This window comes from Pseudomonas sp. Au-Pse12, assembly GCF_021341665.1.
Taxonomy (GTDB): domain Bacteria; phylum Pseudomonadota; class Gammaproteobacteria; order Pseudomonadales; family Pseudomonadaceae; genus Aquipseudomonas.
Genome location: NZ_JAJTTH010000002.1, coordinates 631,198 through 648,829, shown reverse-complemented (window position 1 = coordinate 648,829; position 17,632 = coordinate 631,198). Strand labels below are relative to the sequence as shown.

The 17,632-nt window shown below is 64.5% G+C and carries 19 protein-coding genes and 1 pseudogene; 13 read left to right on the top strand and 7 right to left on the bottom strand.

Features of this window, described 5'->3' with window-relative positions:
* Window position 1 precedes the first annotated feature (1 nt).
* From hmgA to LXM55_RS07550, 4 genes are all read left to right on the top strand, one after another.
* Window positions 2-1,306, top strand: a complete 1,305-nt coding sequence (gene hmgA / locus LXM55_RS07565) for a homogentisate 1,2-dioxygenase (protein ID WP_233319816.1) — start codon at window positions 2-4, stop codon at window positions 1,304-1,306.
* A gap of 3 nt (window positions 1,307-1,309) precedes the next feature.
* Entirely contained in the window at window positions 1,310-2,614 is a 1,305-nt protein-coding gene (gene fahA, locus LXM55_RS07560; RefSeq protein WP_233319815.1) for a fumarylacetoacetase, read from the top strand.
* A gap of 11 nt (window positions 2,615-2,625) precedes the next feature.
* Window positions 2,626-3,264: a maleylacetoacetate isomerase gene (gene maiA / locus LXM55_RS07555; RefSeq protein ID WP_233319814.1), complete on the top strand. Its 639-nt coding sequence runs from the start codon at window positions 2,626-2,628 to the stop codon at window positions 3,262-3,264.
* Window positions 3,265-3,403: 139 nt separating this feature from the next.
* Entirely contained in the window at window positions 3,404-4,774 is a 1,371-nt protein-coding gene (locus LXM55_RS07550; protein ID WP_233319813.1) for an MFS transporter, read from the top strand.
* Window positions 4,775-4,797: 23 nt separating this feature from the next.
* Here the strand turns inward: LXM55_RS07550 and LXM55_RS07545 are convergent, their stop codons facing one another.
* From LXM55_RS07545 to LXM55_RS07535, 3 genes are all read right to left on the bottom strand, one after another.
* A complete protein-coding gene (locus tag LXM55_RS07545; protein WP_233319812.1) occupies window positions 4,798-5,265 on the bottom strand; it encodes a GNAT family N-acetyltransferase in 468 nt (155 codons plus the stop codon).
* 56 nt (window positions 5,266-5,321) lie between these two features.
* On the bottom strand, window positions 5,322-6,134 hold the full coding sequence (locus LXM55_RS07540) for a class I SAM-dependent methyltransferase (RefSeq protein WP_233319811.1): 813 nt from the start codon (window positions 6,132-6,134) through the stop codon (window positions 5,322-5,324).
* Window positions 6,135-6,206: 72 nt separating this feature from the next.
* Window positions 6,207-7,010, bottom strand: coding sequence for a SirB1 family protein (locus LXM55_RS07535; RefSeq protein WP_233319810.1), 804 nt, complete (start codon window positions 7,008-7,010; stop codon window positions 6,207-6,209).
* A 182-nt stretch (window positions 7,011-7,192) separates the two neighbouring features.
* Here LXM55_RS07535 and LXM55_RS07530 point away from each other — a divergent pair, with 182 nt between their 5' ends.
* The 3 genes from LXM55_RS07530 to LXM55_RS07520 all read left to right on the top strand — a co-directional run bounded on the left by LXM55_RS07530 (window position 7,193) and on the right by LXM55_RS07520 (window position 8,995).
* Window positions 7,193-8,212: a Leu/Phe/Val dehydrogenase gene (locus LXM55_RS07530; protein WP_233319809.1), complete on the top strand. Its 1,020-nt coding sequence runs from the start codon at window positions 7,193-7,195 to the stop codon at window positions 8,210-8,212.
* A gap of 106 nt (window positions 8,213-8,318) precedes the next feature.
* The gene (locus LXM55_RS07525; protein WP_233319808.1) at window positions 8,319-8,573 is read left to right on the top strand and encodes a hypothetical protein; all 255 of its coding nucleotides are present in this window, start codon (window positions 8,319-8,321) and stop codon (window positions 8,571-8,573) included.
* Entirely contained in the window at window positions 8,570-8,995 is a 426-nt protein-coding gene (locus tag LXM55_RS07520; RefSeq protein WP_233319807.1) for a hypothetical protein, read from the top strand. The genes LXM55_RS07525 and LXM55_RS07520 overlap by 4 nt, the downstream gene beginning before the upstream one ends.
* Window positions 8,996-9,172: 177 nt before the next feature.
* On the opposite strand, the pseudogene LXM55_RS07515 reads toward LXM55_RS07520, so the two are convergent.
* Window positions 9,173-9,427: pseudogene (locus LXM55_RS07515) on the bottom strand (YebG family protein); the annotation flags it as partial.
* Between the two features lie 266 nt (window positions 9,428-9,693).
* Here LXM55_RS07515 and LXM55_RS07510 point away from each other — a divergent pair.
* Window positions 9,694-10,194 carry a phosphate-starvation-inducible protein PsiE gene (locus tag LXM55_RS07510; RefSeq protein WP_016968029.1) on the top strand — a complete coding sequence of 167 codons (501 nt, stop codon included), beginning with the start codon at window positions 9,694-9,696 and terminating at the stop codon, window positions 10,192-10,194.
* Here the strand turns inward: LXM55_RS07510 and LXM55_RS07505 are convergent.
* The 3 genes from LXM55_RS07505 to LXM55_RS07495 form a co-directional block, all read right to left on the bottom strand.
* Entirely contained in the window at window positions 10,191-10,508 is a 318-nt protein-coding gene (locus tag LXM55_RS07505) for a DUF3509 domain-containing protein (protein WP_233319806.1), read from the bottom strand. The two genes, LXM55_RS07510 and LXM55_RS07505, sit on opposite strands and share 4 nt — an antisense overlap.
* A 217-nt stretch (window positions 10,509-10,725) precedes the next feature.
* A complete protein-coding gene (locus LXM55_RS07500; protein ID WP_233319805.1) occupies window positions 10,726-12,027 on the bottom strand; it encodes a serine/threonine transporter in 1,302 nt (433 codons plus the stop codon).
* 63 nt (window positions 12,028-12,090) lie between these two features.
* Window positions 12,091-13,467 carry an L-serine ammonia-lyase gene (locus tag LXM55_RS07495; protein ID WP_233319804.1) on the bottom strand — a complete coding sequence of 459 codons (1,377 nt, stop codon included), beginning with the start codon at window positions 13,465-13,467 and terminating at the stop codon, window positions 12,091-12,093.
* A 135-nt stretch (window positions 13,468-13,602) separates the two neighbouring features.
* On the opposite strand from LXM55_RS07495, the gene LXM55_RS07490 reads away from it, so the two are divergent.
* The 5 genes from LXM55_RS07490 to LXM55_RS07470 all read left to right on the top strand — a co-directional run bounded on the left by LXM55_RS07490 (window position 13,603) and on the right by LXM55_RS07470 (window position 17,626).
* Window positions 13,603-14,550, top strand: a complete 948-nt coding sequence (locus LXM55_RS07490) for a LysR substrate-binding domain-containing protein (RefSeq protein WP_015634207.1) — start codon at window positions 13,603-13,605, stop codon at window positions 14,548-14,550.
* A 213-nt stretch (window positions 14,551-14,763) separates the two neighbouring features.
* On the top strand, window positions 14,764-15,171 hold the full coding sequence (locus LXM55_RS07485; RefSeq protein WP_233319803.1) for an HPF/RaiA family ribosome-associated protein: 408 nt from the start codon (window positions 14,764-14,766) through the stop codon (window positions 15,169-15,171).
* A gap of 239 nt (window positions 15,172-15,410) precedes the next feature.
* A complete protein-coding gene (locus LXM55_RS07480; RefSeq protein ID WP_233319802.1) occupies window positions 15,411-15,716 on the top strand; it encodes a DUF3649 domain-containing protein in 306 nt (101 codons plus the stop codon).
* Window positions 15,713-17,299 (top strand): PepSY-associated TM helix domain-containing protein, encoded by a 1,587-nt coding sequence (locus tag LXM55_RS07475; RefSeq protein ID WP_233319801.1) that lies wholly within the window; start codon window positions 15,713-15,715, stop codon window positions 17,297-17,299. Before LXM55_RS07480 ends, LXM55_RS07475 begins: the two co-directional genes overlap by 4 nt.
* The gene (locus tag LXM55_RS07470; RefSeq protein WP_233319800.1) at window positions 17,300-17,626 is read left to right on the top strand and encodes a DUF3325 domain-containing protein; all 327 of its coding nucleotides are present in this window, start codon (window positions 17,300-17,302) and stop codon (window positions 17,624-17,626) included.
* The last annotated feature ends 6 nt before the right edge of the window (window positions 17,627-17,632 follow it).

Here is a 17,632-nt window from a genome sequence, read left to right as displayed (position 1 = left end):
CATGAACCTCGATTCTTCGGCGTCGGCCCTCAGCTACCAATCGGGCTTCGGCAATGAATTCGCCAGCGAAGCCCTGCCGGGCGCACTGCCCGTTGGCCAGAACTCCCCGCAAAAAGCCCCTTACGGCCTGTACGCCGAGCTGTTTTCCGGCACCGCCTTCACCATGACCCGCAGCGAAGCCCGGCGCACCTGGATGTACCGCATCCAGCCTTCGGCCAAGCACCCGGCTTTCGCCAAGCTGGCGCGGCAACTGGCAGGCGGCCCGTTGGGTGAGGTCACCCCCAACCGCCTGCGCTGGAGCCCCCTGCAGATTCCAGGCGAGCCCACCGACTTCGTCGACGGCCTGGTGGCCATGGTGGCTAACTCGGCGGCGCAGCATCCGGCCGGCATCAGCGTCTATCACTACCGGGCCAACCGCTCGATGGAGCGGGTGTTCTTCAACGCCGACGGCGAGCTGCTGCTGGTGCCGGAACTGGGCCGTCTGCGCATCGTCACCGAGTTGGGCGTGCTGGAGCTGGAGCCGCTGGAAATCGCCGTGCTGCCTCGCGGCCTGAAATTCCGCGTCGAGCTGCTGGACCCGCAAGCCCGTGGCTATGTCGCCGAGAACCACGGTGCGCCACTGCGCCTGCCGGACCTCGGGCCCATTGGCAGCAACGGCCTGGCCAACCCCCGCGACTTCCTGGCGCCGGTGGCTCATTACGAAGACCTGCGCCAGCCCACCACGCTCATCCAGAAGTACCTCGGCGAACTCTGGGGCTGCGAGCTCGACCACTCGCCGCTGAACGTCGTCGCCTGGCACGGCAACAACGTGCCGTACAAATACGACCTGCGCCGTTTCAACACCATCGGCACCGTCAGCTTCGACCACCCGGACCCGTCGATCTTCACCGTATTGACCTCGCCCACCAGCGTGCCGGGCCTGGCCAACCTGGATTTCGTGATCTTCCCGCCACGCTGGATGGTGGCCGAGAACACCTTCCGGCCACCGTGGTTCCACCGCAACCTGATGAACGAGTTCATGGGCCTGATCCAGGGCGCCTACGATGCCAAGGCCGAAGGCTTCCTGCCCGGCGGGGCGTCGCTGCACAGCTGCATGAGCGCCCACGGCCCGGACGGCGAGACCTGCACCAAGGCGATCAACGTCGAGCTGCAGCCGGCCAAGATCGATAACACCATGGCCTTCATGTTCGAAACCAGCCAGGTGCTGCGCCCGAGCCAGTTCGCCCTGGAGTGCCCGGAGCTGCAGAACGACTACGATGCTTGCTGGGCCTCGCTGCCCGTCACCTTCAACCCGAATCGGAGATAACCCATGACCTTGCCCACCATCACCCGTAGCTGGGTCGAGTCCGCCAACGGTCACCCCGACTTCCCGTTGCAGAACCTGCCCCTGGGCGTCTTCAGCACCCAGGGTTCGGCACCCCGCAGCGGGGTCGCCATCGGCGAACAGATTTTCGACCTGGAAGCGGCGCTGGAGGCCGGGCTGTTCGAGGGCCCGGCCAAGGCCGCGGCGCAAGCCACCCGCGGTGGTCAGTTGAACGCGTTCTTCGAGCTCGGCCGCCCGGCCCGGGTCGCCCTGCGTGAGCGCCTGCTGGAACTGCTCGGCGAAGGCAGCAGCCTGCGCGGCAAGGTCGAGGCCCTGGGCGCGAAACTGCTGCCCCTGGCCGCCGATTGCCAGATGCACCTGCCGGCCAAGATCAATGACTACACCGACTTCTATGTGGGCATCGAGCACGCGCAGAACGTCGGCAAGCTGTTCCGCCCCGACAATCCGTTGCTGCCCAACTACAAGTACGTGCCGATCGGCTACCACGGCCGTGCCTCGACCATCCGTGCTTCCGGCGCCGACGTGCGCCGGCCCAAGGGCCAGACCCTGCCGGCCGGGCAGACCGAGCCGACCTTCGGCCCCTGCGCGCGGCTGGACTACGAGCTGGAGCTGGGAATCTGGATCGGCCAGGGCAACGAGATGGGCGAGCCGATCGCGATTGGCGACGCCGCCGAGCACATCGCCGGCTTCTGCCTGCTCAACGACTGGTCGGCGCGGGATATCCAGGCCTGGGAATACCAGCCGCTGGGCCCGTTCCTGTCGAAGAGCTTCATCACCAGCATTTCGCCCTGGGTGGTGACCGCCGAAGCCCTGGAGCCGTTCCGCCAGGCCCAGGCGCAGCGCCCCGAAGGCGATCCGCAACCGCTGCCGTACCTGCTGGACCCGCGCGACCAGGCCGCTGGCGGCTTCGACATCGAACTGGAAGTGCTGCTGATCACCCAGGCCATGCGCGAGCAGGGGCTGTCGGCGCACCGCCTGACCCTGAGCAACACCCAGTACATGTACTGGACCGTGGCCCAGATGGTGGCGCACCACAGCGTCAACGGCTGCCAGTTGCAGGCGGGCGACCTGTTTGGTTCGGGCACTCTGTCCGGTCCGCAAAGTGGCCAGTTCGGCAGCCTGCTGGAGATCACCGAAGGCGGCAAGAAACCCATCGAGCTGGCCTCCGGCGAGGTGCGCAAGTTCCTTGAAGACGGCGATGAAATCATCCTGCGTGGGCGTTGCCGCCGCGAAGGCTTCGCCTCCATCGGCTTCGGCGAATGCCGTGGCACGGTCCAACCGGCGCGTTAAGGGAGAGCCCCATGCAGCTCTATACCTATTACCGTTCCACCGCGTCCTATCGGGTGCGGATTGCCCTGGCCCTCAAGGGCCTGGAGTTCCAGGCCATCCCGGTCAACCTGCTGGTGCCCAAGGGCGGCGCCAACCGCCAGCCGGAATACCTGGAGATTAACCCCCAGGGGCGGGTGCCGGCGCTGCGCACCGATGACGGCGACCTGCTGATCCAGTCGCTGGCGATCATCGAGTACCTGGAGGAACGTTATCCACAGGTGCCGCTGCTGTCCGAGGACCTGGCCAGCCGTGCCCGGGAACGGGCCGTGGCGGCGATCATCGGTTGCGACGTCCATCCGCTGCACAACTCCAGCACCCTCAACCTGCTGCGCGAGTGGGGGCATGAGGAAGAGCAGTTGCTGGTGTGGATCGACCACTGGATCAGCCAGGGCCTGGCGGCCCTGGAACAGTTGATCGGTGATCAGGGGTTCTGTTTCGGCGCCGAGCCGGGGCTGGCCGATGTGTTCCTGATTCCCCAGCTGTACGCGGCCGAGCGTTTCAAGGTGTCCCTGGAAGACTACCCGCGGATTCTCCGGGTCGCGGCCCTGGCGGCCGAACACCCGGCGTTCCAGGCCGCGCACCCGGCCAACCAGCCGGACACCCCGGCCTGAGCCTGCGCGCGGCCCCGGCATTCGGGGCCGCGCGGCATCCGCATCACCCGGGCCCCGCAAGGGGGCCCGAGCGGTCACCGTCGGTGACCTGTGCAACACCGCTGCCCATAACCATAAAAAACCGAACAGGTACCTTGCGATGCAAAATCAGATTGCCAGCTTTCGTGCTGCGCTCGACGCCCGCCCGGTGTCCCGCTACCAGTGGTTGCTCCTGTTGCTTCTCGCCTTGCTGTTGGTCACCGATGGCTACGATGCCCAGGTCCTGGGGTATGTGGTGCCGGCCCTGGCTCAGGACTGGGGCCTGGAAAAGGCCGCTTTCGGCCCGGTGTTCAGCGCCAACCTGCTGGGCCTGACCCTCGGCTCCCTGGCGGTGACGCCCCTGGCGGACCGTTTTGGCGTGCGCCGTATCCTGCTCTGCTGTGTGCTGATCTACGCCAGCCTGACGGTGCTGATGGTGTTCGCCCATTCCCTGGAAAGCCTGATGGTGGCGCGTTTTATCTGCGGCATCGGCATGGGCGGGGCCATGCCCAGCGCCATGGCGCTGATGTCCGAATACTCGCCGCCGCGCCTGCGTACCTTGATGGTGACCCTGGCGGCCTGTGGTTTCTCTTTTGGCGGTGCGGCCGGTGGTTTTGTGGCCGCCGGGTTTATCGATCGCTTTGGTTGGGAGGCGGTGTTCCTCGCCGGTGGCATCACGCCGTTGCTGCTGTTCCCGTTTTTGCTCTGGCGCCTGCCCGAGTCCCTGCCGCGGCTGCTGCGGGACGCGCCGCCCTATGCGCGGCTGCGCAAGCTCACCGCACAGATGCTTCCGGGTTGGCAGCCGCCGGCTGCCGAGTTGGGCCGCGATGAAGCGCAGGCGGACAGCAAGCTCACGGTGCTGGAACTGTTTCGCCACGGTTATGCACGGCCGACCCTGCTGATCTGGTCGACCTTTTTCGTCAGCCTGATCCTGCTGTATTTCATGATCAGCTGGCTGCCGACGCTGCTGCTGGAGAGTGGCCTGGCGCTGAAGCAGGCCAACCTGGTGACCTCGATGTTCCTCTTCGCCGGCACCCTCGGCGCGATCTGCATGGCCTGGTTCGCCGACCGCCTGAAACGCAAGGTGCGCCTGCTGGCAGTGGTGCTCGCGGCGGCTGCGCTGTGCACCGTGCTGCTGGGACTGAACCACGACAACCCGCGCTACCTGGTGCTGTTCGTGTTTGCCGCGGGCTTTTGCATCATCGGTGGCCAGCTGACCCTGAACGCCTTCGCCAGCAACTTCTACCCGGCCCAGGTGCGCGCTACCGGCACTGGCTGGGCCTTGGGCGTCGGGCGTTTCGGTTCGATCCTCGGTCCGCTGTTTGGCAGCATGCTGCTGGCGATGCATGTTCCGGTGCAGCAGATTTTCTTCTTCTGTGCGATTCCGGCCCTGCTCGCGGCGTTGCTGATCATTCAGGTGCGTTCGCCGCTGGCGGCGGCCTCCGGCGAGATGGCGCCTGCCGCGCAACGGTCTGCACCACTCAAGTCCTGAAGCCGTTCAAGTCCTGAAGCCGCTCAGCGTGCCAGGTGCTTGATCATCGGCACGCAAGCCAGGGTCAGGCCCCGGGGTGACTGGTACTGGGCGATGCGCTCGCCGACAAAGCCACAGCGGCGATAGAAGTCGGCGGCGTTGAGGGTCGAGTCCAGGATCAGGTGGGGCAACTCGGCCTGCAGCGCCCGTTCTTCGAGGTAGTCCATCATCTGGCGGCCGATGCCGCGCCCCATGTAGGCCGGGTCGACGAACACCGCGTCGACCTGTCCGGTTTCCAGGTCGAGCAGGCCGCTGGCGGTCACCTGGTTGTCGACGACGGCGACATGGCCGGTGTTCGCCACCACCTCGATGAAGTAGTCCGACAGTTCGCCGCTGGTCCAGACCGCTAGGTCCGCTTCGGGATAGTGGCCGGCGCACTGGTGGTTGATGGCCTGATTGCGAATGTCGAAGACCCGCTGAGCGTCGCCGCTGTGAGCTTTTCTGATGAGCATGCTGTTTCCGTTCCTTGGCGTGAGCCGCCCATCCTGCCAGAGCGTCGGCGCGGCTGTCATGCGGCCCTGGCCTGGATCAGCCACAGCCCCCAGCCGGTTGGCAAGGTGCCGTCGGCGCGTTGCAGGTGCCGGGTGCTGTCGTGCAGTTGGTTTTTCATCAGGGCCTGGTTGGCCGGCGTCAGGCGATCCAGGTCATAGGTGTCGCCCAGGGCATCCCAGAGTTCCTCGAAGGTCGGTGTCCAGGGCAGGTCCAGCGGTTCGAAGTGCAGCGACCTGAAGTGCCGCCCCAGCAGTTGTCGCCAGCCATCCTCTGACTGCGTCCGCTGGTCCACCAGCGCCAGGGGCGCAAGCTGGTCGCGGCGGGCGGCGGCGCGGAACGCTTGCAGGTAATGCGGGCCCAGTTCGCCGAGGAGAAATTGCCGCCCGACCACTGCTGACAATTGGCCGCCGGGAACGAGCACCCGATGAATCTCCTGCAGCACCTGCTCGATATCGCTCATGAGCATCAGCGCCAGGTGCGAAAGCACCGCGTCGACGCTGGCGCTGGTGAGGGACAGGGACTGCGCCCGCTCGTTGAGCAGCAGAGCACGGCCCGCCAGCCGGGTGTGTGCGGCCTCAAGCTCGGTCGCGCTCATGTCGACCCCGAGCAACCGGGCCGTGGGGCAGTGCCCGGCCAGCAGGTCGAGCAGGAAGCCATCGCCACAACCCAGGTCCAGTAGCCGCGCCTCGGGGCGCTGGGCAGTCAGGGTGGCTGCCAGCATGTCGTAGGAGGAACCGCGCCCCGTCAGGCTCAGTTTGGCAAAGGCTGGCGGAGTGGTGCCGGGGCGCCGCTGGTGGAAATCCTGGAGAAAGCGTTCGGCGCTGTTCATGCTTTTTCATCCTTGCAGCAGAGAGGAAGCGGCAGGGATTGTTGCACGGCAGGCTCGGGAGCAGTGGGCGATTCAGTGCACGATGGTGTTGGGCGGCAGGTGCCCCAGGCGTTCGGTCAGGCGCAGGCGCTGGATCGGGTCGTCGCTGAGCAGCAGGGCGTGCTCCAGGTCGAAGCGCTCGGCGTTCGGGCATTCCAGGCGCTGATACAGGCTGGCTCGGGCCAGGTAGTCGGCGGCGCTGCCATTGCCCATTTCCAGTACCCGTTCGGCGTTGATCAGGGCGCCCAGGTGGTCGTCGTAGGACAGGTGCAACTGGCGCAGGTTGCGCGACAGACGCTGGAACATCTGCGTCGGTTCAGCGCTGGCCAGGTGCTCGGCGCTGAGCTTGATGTGCGCGCCGTACTGGCGTTGCAGCAGTTCCCGGCAGTCGTTGGGGTACAGGCGGCGCCCGCCGCAGGGGTCCAGCAGGTGGTCGGCACCGGGCACCCGCAACAGGAAGTGCCCAGGGAAATTCACCCCCACCAGAGGGATCTGCAGCCGTTGCGCCAGCTCCAGGGCAATCAGGGCCAGGGCCAGGGGCTGGCCGCGCCGGGACTCCAGGACCTTGTCCAGCAGCGCCGCCTGGGGCCGCAGGGGCAGGTGTTCGTCTTGCTGGAAACCCAGGTCGTTGAGCTTGCGCAACAGCGGTTGGCCGAGTTCGTTCACCGGCAGGGTCGGCAGGCTGCTGCCGACCTGCTGCTGCAGTTGCTTGAACTCTTCCAGCCAGTGCCCGGGCACCACCCGTGGATCATGCTCGGCGGCAATCCACAGAGCGGCTTCCAGCAGGGCGGGCGGCGAGCGATGCAGGCAGGCGAAAAAAGCTTGGCGCGGGTTCATCACGATCTCCGACTGATGCCTCGTTTTAGCCTCGTGACGAAGCTTCGTCCAGTGTTGAAACCTGTGGTAGCAGGTTATTTCCCAAAGCCTGCTAATCCCTGGGGCTTATTCCTGCGTGGCGCAGCAAATTCCAGGCGCAAGCCTATACTGGCGACTACAAGAAGTGATTCGGGAGCCCGTCGATGTTCGCTCTCATGCACAGCACCCGCCTTGAATCGCTGCACCTCAGCGTCGACCCGAGCACCGGGTTGAAGGCAGTGATCGCCATCCACGACAGCCGCCTCGGGCCCGCCCTCGGCGGTTGTCGCTATCTCGCCTACCCCGACGACACCAGCGCCGTGGCGGATGCCGCGCGCCTGGCCCAGGGCATGAGCTACAAGGCCGCCCTGGCCGGCCTGCCCCAGGGCGGCGGCACCGCAGTGATCATTCGCCCGCCCCATGTGGAAAGCCGTGCTGCGCTGTTCGAAGCCTTTGGCCGTTGCGTCGAGCAACTGGACGGACGCTACATCACTGCCATCGACAGCGGCACCTCGGTGGCCGACATGGACTGCATCGCCCAGCAGACCCGCTTCGTCACCAGTACCACCGCCGCCGGGGACCCGGCCCCGCACGCGGCCATGGGGGTGTTCGCCGGCATCCGCAGCACCGCCATGGCGCGCCTGGGCAGCGATAATCTGGAGGGCCTGCGGGTGGCGATCCAGGGCCTGGGCAATGTCGGTTATGCCCTGGCCGAGCAGTTGCACGCCGCGGGTGCCGAATTGCTGGTCAGCGACATCGATGCCGGCAAGGTGCAGCTGGCCATGGAGCAACTGGGCGCGCATCCGATCGCCAACGATGCACTGCTCAGCACCCCCTGCGACATCCTAGCCCCCTGTGGCCTGGGGGCGGTGCTCAACAGCCTCAGCGTGGCGCAACTGCGCTGTTCGGCGGTGGCCGGTTCGGCCAACAATCAACTGACCAACCTGCAGGTCGCCGACCAACTGGAACGGCGCGGAATTCTCTATGCGCCGGACTACGTGATCAATTCGGGCGGCCTGATCTATGTCTCCCTCAAGCATCGCAACACCGAGCTGCCGGTCATCACCGCGCACCTGTCGAAGATCAGCCAGCGCCTGACGGAAATCTTCGCCCATGCCCAGGCGGAAAAACGTTCCCCGGCGCGGGTGGCCGATGAACTGGCGGAGCGGGTGCTGTATCGCTAGGCGCATGTCTTCATCCTTGCCCATGCCCTCTGTAGTATCTGGCCCCGAGAAGGCGGTAGTGAGCCCGCCCCCTGACAGGCCCAATGGACAAGGAATGTATTCGACGATGCGTGAAGCACTGGATAGTGGGCTGGATGAGCAGCTGTCTTGCCTGTTGCGGGCAGGGGCGGATATAGCGTCGGTGCGCAAGATGCTTGTGCTGTACCGGGACCGGGGCTTTTCGGCGGCGGCCGTGTACAACTACCTGGCATTGCTCAGGCTGGATGCATCCGATGCGGTCGAGGACCGAGCCCTGGAAGCCCTGGATATCGCGTCCGGCCATTGCTCGGCAGGTTGCAGGGTATGGGGCGTTGGGCAATGACCGTGGCAGATGCGGACAAAACGTTTGCCGGGTGTTCGGTCAGGGATTTGCAGCGATACGCTGCGGCCTGCCTGGAGGCGTACTGCCAGGGGAAGGGCATTCGCCATCCCGCTGTCGATGAGCTGATCCGGCACCTCAAGGGTTATCCGGACAGGGGCTCTGTACTGGCCTGGGAGAGGGCCGGGGCCTTGCTGGCGTTGAATGGTCGCGGGGATGACTGGCCACAGGACCTTGTCGCACTGATACCGCCCTCGGAGACCGAGGTGTTCTCCAGCCTCGTCGACAGCGCGGTGGAGGTTGGCCTTGTCGACCTGTTTGGCGAATCGACTGATTTGCCGGTGATCTTTGTGCGCAAGATCATTTCCATACTGCGTGGCCAGTCTCTCGATCTGCCCGAGTTGCCGGGACCAAGGGCCATTTGACCGGCCGTTGTGCAAGCCGCTTTTGGTTATCCACAGGCATGAAAAAAGCCCTGGGTCATGGAGCCAGGGCTTATTCAATTCAGGTGAAACCTATTTCGCCGTCTTGGCCGCTTTCGCCGGTTTGGCTGGCGCCTCGGCTTCGGCAGGTTGCTGCGCTTCGACGGCCTCCACCACGGGAGCGGGGGCGCTGAGCAACTCGGACAATGCGTCCGGCTGGCTCTTGAATGCCTTGGCGAACACATCGCGATTTTTCGCCATGTAGATCCCGGCTTCTTCCACTTGCTGCTCGCTCAAGGACGGCACGGCTTTCTGCAACACTTCAGCCAGCAATTCAGCCAGTTCGAGCATTTTGTCATGACGGTCAGCTTCGGCTTTATCCATGAACAAGCGCTCCAGATCTCGGCTGCTGCGGTATACCACTTCGACGGCCATTCACCACCTCACATGCCTTCACGATAATGGGTCTGTATAAATACTGTATCTATATACAGGTCGAGAGAATAGGCGAATCCTTTTCCCTTGGATAGTGGCTTTTTAATGTAGACGCAATTTTTTTCCCGGGCCGATTGTGACGGGGCCGTGCCTCGTTGCGGGCGGCCACCATCTCATTGACGGCTCCTGGCCTTTTTTCTGCATGCAGAACAACCGTCACGTCCAATCCGCATCATCCGGTCGAACCGACCTAAGGAAGAACCATCGTGAAAATCAATTGGGCCGAGAACCTGCGGCAGAACGTTCACCAGCTGGCCGAGTCCCTGGGCAACCTGTTCGTCGAGACATTCCATTACCTGGCGCTGTTTGCCATCGGTGCGGTGACCGCCTGGGCGGCGGTGATGGAGTTCCTGCAGATGATCGAGGCGGGCCACATCAAGATCGATGACATCCTGCTGCTGTTCATCTACCTGGAATTGGGGGCGATGGTCGGCATCTACTTCAAGACCAACCACATGCCGGTGCGCTTCCTGATCTACGTGGCGATCACCGCGTTGACCCGGCTGCTGATCTCCAACGTCTCGCATCACAACCCGCCAGACCTGGGCATCATCTACCTGTGCGGCGGCATCCTGCTGCTGGCCTTCGCCATCCTCGTGGTGCGTTACGCCTCGTCGCAGTTTCCTTCGGTGAAGATCGAGCATCCGCAGCGCAAGCTCGGCGCCGGTTCCGGCGAACACCCGGAAGTGGAGAAGGGCGAGCTCTAGAAGCGCAGGGCCGGAGGCGCGAGCGTCTGGCCCGGGGGCGGCGGCAGCGCCAGGCTGTCGCCGTTGGTCATGGCTTCGAGGATGGCCATGGCACTGTGGCCTTGCTCGATGGCGATTCCGAACTGAATGCTTTGCACCAGGCGCTTGATGCGCTGCGGGTCATTGCGCTGGGTCGCGCTGATCATGCGCTTGGCCACCACCCGGCCACCTTCGGACAGGGTCAGCATGATGCTGCCGTCCAGCCCCTGAATGCTCAGGTTGACCTGGTATTGCGGGGTGAAGGTGTCGGTAATCAGTTGAAATGGGTTGTCCATGATGTGTCACCGCCTGATTGGATCGTGCAGTCATTGACCGGCAGGGCGCGGAATGAGTTCGCGATTCCAGACCACTGGCCAGCCGTTCGCCGAGGGGGCCAACGTCCGTATTGCTCCTGCGGGACAAAGCAAGGGACATGCCGGGAAACGCGCCGGGCAATGAATACGGGGACAAAAAAGCGGACCATCAGGTCCGCTTTTTTTATCCCGGCCCGTTTCAGGGCAGGAACGAGTAAATGATCGCAGACAGTGCGATCAGGCCGATCAGCACTACGAACAGGTTCGACAGCTGGCCCGAATACTGGCGCAGTGAAGGCACCCGCTGGATCGCGTACATCGGCATCAGGAACAGCAGGCAGGCGATTACCGGGCCGCCTAGGGTCTCGATCATGCCGAGAATGCTCGGGTTGAAAGTGGCCACGGCCCAGCAGCTGAGGACCATGAACAGCGCGGTGAGCTTCTCCAGCTTGCCGGCCGACAGCGCGCGACCGCGGCCACGCAGGCTTTTCACGATCAGCCCCTGGAAGCCTTCGCTGGCGCCGATGTAGTGGCCCAGGAACGACTTGGTAATGGCCACCAGGGCAATCAGCGGCGCGGCGTAGGCAATCACCGGGGTCTGGAAGTGGTTGGCCAGGTAGGACAGGATCGAGATGTTCTGTTCCTTGGCCGCCACCAGGTCCGCCGGCGACAGGGCCAGCACACAGCTGAAGCAGAAGAACATCACCGTCAGCACCATCATGCCGTGGGCGGTGGCCAGGATGCCGCTGCTCTTGGCCTCGGCCTGGGCACCGTACTGGCGCTTCTGGTCCAGGGCAAAGGCCGAGATGATCGGCGAGTGGTTGAAGGAAAACACCATCACCGGAATCGCCAGCCACAGGGTCTTGAAGAACAGCGGCAGGGGCATGCCCTCGCTGGCCGAAGCGAAGAACGCGCCGTTCCAGTTGGGGATCAGGCTCAGGGCCAGTAGCAGCAAGGCGGCGACGAACGGATAGACCAGCAGGCTCATGGCCCGCACGATCACGCCCTGGCCGCAACGCACGATGGCCATCAGGCCGAGGATCAGCAGCAGCGACAGCAGCGCCCGAGGCGGCGGCGTCATGTGCAACTGGTGCTCCATGAAGCTGCCCAGGGTGTTGGTCAGGGCCACGCTGTACACCAGCAGGATCGGGAAAATGGCGAAGAAGTAGAGCAGGGTGATCAGCTTGCCGGCGCCGACCCCGAAATGTTCTTCCACTACTTCGGTGATGTCTCCGGAGCGTCCGGAAAGGACGAAGCGGGTCAGGCCGCGGTGGGCGAAGAAGGTCATGGGGAAGGCCAGCAGCGCCAGCACGATCAGCGGCCAGAAGCCCCCGACCCCGGCGTTGATCGGCAGGAACAGGGTGCCGGCGCCGATGGCGGTGCCATACAGGCCGAGCATCCAGGTGGTGTCGTGCTTGCTCCAGCCCTGGTGGGCGCTGGCGGTGTCGCGGAGTGTTTCTACAGCAGGGTTTTCGGCAGCAGGTGTCGGTACATCGGTCATCGTTATCGCCTCGTTATTATTCTTGCTCGGGCTCACGTGTTACGGACGGTCAGGGAAGGCTCCTCAGCATTCCACCCAGCTCACCGCCAGGCCGCCCCGTGAAGTCTCTTTGTATTTGTCGTGCATGTCGGCGCCGGTATCGCGCATGGTGCGGATCACCCGGTCCAGGGAAATGAAGTGCTGGCCGTCGCCGCGCAGGGCCATCTGGGTGGCGTTGATCGCCTTCACCGCGGCAATCGCGTTGCGTTCGATGCAGGGCACCTGCACCAGCCCGCCCACGGGGTCGCAGGTCAGGCCGAGGTTGTGTTCCAGGCCGATTTCCGCGGCGTTGCACAGTTGTTCCGGGGTCGCCCCGAGAATTTCCGCCAGCCCGGCCGCCGCCATGGCGCAGGCCGAGCCCACTTCGCCCTGGCAGCCCACTTCGGCACCGGAAATGGACGCGTTCTTCTTGCACAGGATGCCCACGGCCGCGGCACCGAGGAAAAAGTTCAGCACGTCGTCGTCACAGGCCTGGGGGTTGAACTTCATGTAGTAGTGCAGCACCGCCGGGATGATCCCCGCCGCACCGTTGGTGGGCGCGGTGACCATGCGTCCGCCGGCGGCGTTTTCCTCGTTCACCGCCAGGGCGTAGAGGTTGACCCACTCCATGGCCGAGAGGGTCGAGGTGATGACATTCGGCTTGCCGATCTCCAGCAGGCTGTGGTGCAGCTTGGCGGCGCGCCGTGGGACGTCGAGGCCGCCAGGCAGGATGCCTTCGTGACGCAAGCCCTGTGCCACGCACTCGCGCATCACCGACCAGATGTGCAGCAGGCCGCTGCGAATCTCGGCGTCGCTGCGCCAGGCCCGTTCGTTGGCCAGCATCAGCTCGCCGACCCGCAGCTTGTGGGTCTTGCACAGGGCCAGCAGTTCGGCGGCGCTGTTGAAGTCGTAGGGCAGTTGCACGCCGGCCGTGGTTTCGGCGCCGGCCTCGACCTGGGCCGCCTCGATGATGAAGCCGCCGCCGACCGAGTAGTAGGTCTGTTCCAGCAGCGTGCCCTGCTCGCCGAAGGCGGTCAGCGACATGGCGTTGGGATGGTAGGGCAGGCTTTCGTCCAGCAGCAGCAAATCCTGCTGCCAGTCAAAGGCGATGGGCGTGCGTCCGCCCAGCAGCAACTGGCCGCTTTCGCGCAGTTGCTGGATGCGAGGGTTGATGCTGCTGGGGTCGATGCTGTCTGGCCATTCGCCCATCAGGCCCATGACGCTGGCGCGGTCGGTGGCATGGCCGACGCCGGTGGCCGACAGCGAGCCGTACAGGCGGATTCGTACCCGCTGCACCTGCTCCTGCAGGCCTTGCTCGAACAGCGCCTGGGCGAAGGTCGCGGCGGCGCGCATCGGGCCCACGGTGTGGGAGCTGGAAGGGCCGATACCGACTTTGAAAAGATCGAAAACACTGATAGCCATGCTAAAGCCTTACAAGCAATGGAAGGTGGATCGCTGCCATTTTTTGTAGGCCGAGCGCAATGTCGGCGATACTGCCCGCCTCGGTCAGTGCTGACCAACGAAACTTCCTAAGAGATCCTTTAGCAGGACTAAACGATGAGCCGACAATTTCATGCCCAGACTTATGTCTGGCTGCATGTGTTTTCCTGTGCTGCGCGGCACCTGTCCTTCACCCGGTGCGCCGAAGAACTGCACATCACGCCGGGGGCGGTCAGCCAACAGATTCGCCAGTTGGAAGAACGCCTGGGCTTTCGCCTGTTTCACCGCCGGCCCCGGGGCGTCGAGCTGAGTGCCGAAGGCCAGCGGCTGGCCCTGACGGTGAGTGAGGCTTACGGCAGCATCGATGCCGAACTGCGGCGCCTGGATGCGGGAATGATCGGCGGCACCTTGCGCCTGCGCTCGATCCCGTCGTTCCTCGGCAAGTGGCTGACTCCGCGCCTGCCACGCTTGCAACAGCGTTACCCGGAAATCCAGTTGCGCCTGGTGGCCGAAGACAGCAGCGTGGCCCTGCACGAAGGTGACTTCGACCTGGCCATCGACCTGAACGACGGCAGCTACCCCGGTTTGCAATCCACCGCGCTGCTGGATGAGCAGATCTTTCCTGTGTGTGCCCCGAGCCTCTTGCGCGGCCGCCCGCCGCTGCACGGCCCGGCGGACCTGGCGCATTTTCCGCTGTTGCACGACATCACCGCGTGGCGCGGCAGCTACGAATACGCCGAGTGGGAGTTCTACCTGAATGCCATCGGTTTTGAGGGCGCGGACGTGCGCCGAGGCCACACGTTCAACCGTAACCACCTGACCATCGAGGCGGCGATTGCCGGCATGGGCGTGGCGATTGCCCGGCGTACTTTGCTCAACGATGAACTGGAGCGCGGCACCCTGATCGTGCCTTTCGGCCTGGCGGTGCCCAATCACAAGCGCTACGTGCTGCTTTATGCACCGGGCGCGCTGAGCCATCCGGGCGTACGCGCGGTGCATGACTGGCTGGTGGAAGAAGCGGAGATTTTTCGCGGCCTGCACCCTCTGGGCGAGGGGCAATTGTGAGCGGTTGTGGCTGAGGCGCGAACCGGGGTAACTCCCGACATTAACAGCGCTTTTGCAGTTTGTCCGGGTTTATTTGCGTATGAATATTTATCTTTTTTAAGGGGTTGAAATGTTCGTCGTCGTGCCTAATTGTGTAACCAAGAGGTCACGAAATGCAGGTCCAAACACCCTGCCTTGACCCTCTTACGAGCAAGCTGAAATAAGGGAAGAACTATGCAAATCCAAGTCCATAGCGATAACCATATTCAAAGCAGCCTTCGGATGGAGGAGTGGGTGCGCAGCACCGTTGAAAGCACGCTCGAACGCTACGAAGAAGATTTGACCCGGGTCGTGGTCCACCTGCGGGACGAGAACGGTGGCAAGTCGGGTCCGGACGATATGCGCTGCCAGCTGGAAGCCCGTCCGAAAGGTCACCAGCCAATTTCCGTGACCCACAAGGCCGATACGCTGGAGCAAGCCCTCGACGGTGCCACCATCAAGCTGGAAAGTGCCCTGGAACACATGTTCGGCAAACTGCGCGGCAAACGTGCGACGGCCGTTCCCAGTACCGACGGCAGTGAGGCGGATGCCCTGCTCGAAGAAGAATTCCTGGAGAACCAACAAGCCGCGCTCAATAGCTGACGGCTGAGTTTCACCCCCAAACGGACGGGCCTGCATTGCAGGCCCGTTTTGTTTTGTGGCGAAAAAGAATCAGAACGCCACGCAGGTCTGCACGTAGAGCGTGCGTGGTTCGCCCACGTACTTGCCCTTGTTGTCGCAGTCTTTTTGCATATGAGAATATTTATCATTAGACTTGCCGCCTATTTCCTCCGGGCGCCTGTGGGCGGTGCCGGGCTTCCCCCTCGCGGCAAGGTCGAAACATGAAAAGCAAGGTCGGCGGGCTTCCCGCTTCCTATCGTCTGGCGGTGGCGTCGCGGGCTCTCGCCGCAGTGCTGGGGGGCTATCTGCTGGCGGCACTGGCCAGTGTCTGCCTGACCTTGCTGCTGCCCTTGCCCAAGGCCGATGCGGTGGTCAGCGGGATGATGGCCTCGTTCCTGTTCTATCTGCTGGCGGTGCTCTGGTGCTTCGCTTGTCGCAGCGCCTGGCGGGCCTGGTTGGGCCTTTTGCTGCCGAGCCTGGGGCTGGCGCTGCTGGCCGGTGGCGCCTATTGGGCGGCCCAGCCATGAAGGAGGGCTTGCGTCAGTCCATGGCCTGGCTGCATACCTGGAGCGGGCTACTGTTCGGCTGGTTGCTGTTTGCGATTTTCCTCACCGGAACCCTGTCCTACTTCAAGGATGAGATCAGCCACTGGATGCAACCGGAAGCGCCGGCCCGGGCCTTGGACACCGATGCCAGCCTGGGCTTGGCCCAGCGCTACCTGGAACGCCATGCCCAGGGCGCGCAACGCTGGTTCATCAACCTGCCCGATGCCCGCCAGCCGCTGCTGTCGGTGGGCTGGCAGGTGCCGGGCAAGCCCGGTGAGCGCGGCGCCTTCACCGAGAAGCTGCTGGACCCGACCACCGGCAGCGAACTGCAGGTGCGCGACACTCGCGGCGGCGAGTTCTTCTACCGCTTCCACTTCCAACTGCAAATGCCCTATCCCTGGGGCCGCTGGCTGTCGACGATGGCGGCCATGGTGATGTTCGTGGCGCTGATCAGCGGCATCATCACCCACAAGAAAATCTTCAAGGACTTCTTCACCTTCCGCCCGCGCAAGGGCCAGCGTACCTGGCTCGACGGGCACAACGCGGTGGGCGTGCTGGTGCTGCCGTTCCACTTGATGATCACCTACAGCAGCCTGGTGATCTTCATGTCCATGGTCATGCCGGCGAGCATCCAGGTGGCCTACAAGGGTGACAGCAACGCCTACTTCAAGGACCTGCGACCGGCCAGCAACAGCACCCCGGCGGCCGGTCAGGCGGCGCCGCTGACCGCCCTCGACCCGCTGCTCAAACAGGCCCTGGAGCAGTGGCCGGGCGGCCGGGTGCAGCGGCTGGTGGTCAACCACCCGGGGGATGCCAATGCCTCGGTGCACGTCATGCGCCACAGCGCTGACCGGGTGGCGCGCGATGCGGGCAGCACGCTGTCGTTCAACGGGGTCAGCGGCCAGCTGTTGCAGGCCAGCCCGGAGCAATCCCTGCCGATGGCCATCAGCGGCAGTTTCTATGGTTTGCACATGGGGCTGTTCGCCGGTCCGGTGCTGCGCTGGCTGTACTTCATCTGCGGGCTGGCGAGCACCGCGATGATTGGCACCGGGCTGGTGATCTGGCTCGGCAAGCGCCAGCTCAAGCATGCCAAATCTGCCGTGCAGCCCTTCGAGCTGCGCCTGGTGGAAGTCTTGAACATCGCCAGCATGGCCGGGCTGGTGCTGGCAGTGGCGGCATTCTTCTGGAGCAACCGCTTGTTGCCGGCGGCTTTCGCCGAGCGCGCCGACTGGGAGGTCAACAGCTTCTTCTGGGCCTGGGGCTTGAGCCTGTTGCACGCCTGCATCCGCCCCGGCCGTCGCGCCTGGATCGAACAGCTGGGCCTGGCGGCCGTGCTGTTCGCCGGTGTGCCGGTGCTGAGTGTCCTCACCAGCCCGAGCTTGACGGATGGCTTCATGGTCCGCGGCGACTGGAGCATGGCCGGCTTCGATCTGGCGTGCCTGTGCAGCGGCCTGTTCCTCGCCTGGGCGGCGCGCAAGCTGCAGCGTGCCGCGGCTGTGCCGGCCGGCGCCAAGCCGCGTACGCCCCGGCAACGCCCGTTGGCCGCTGAAAACGAGGTGAATTGAATGCTCCTGGCGCTGCTGCTGTGTTATGCCGGTTTCACCGGCTTGTGCCTGTCACTGGACCGGCATCATGCGGAACTGCTCGGGCACAAGCCTTCGACCGTGCGCCGTCACGGCCTGCGCCTGGGCGGCTGGTTGCTGCTGGGCCTGTCGCTGGCGGCGGCGGTGCTCGATACCGGCTGGAGCCTGGGGCTGGTGCAGTGGTGCGCGTTGCTGATGTGCAGCGCCTTGCTGCTGGTGCTGCTGTTGCCGTATCGACCGCGTTGGGTGCTGTCGATGGCAGGGGCCAGCCTGCTGGCCAGCCCGCTCGTCGCCCTGGCCCGTTGCTGAGCGAGC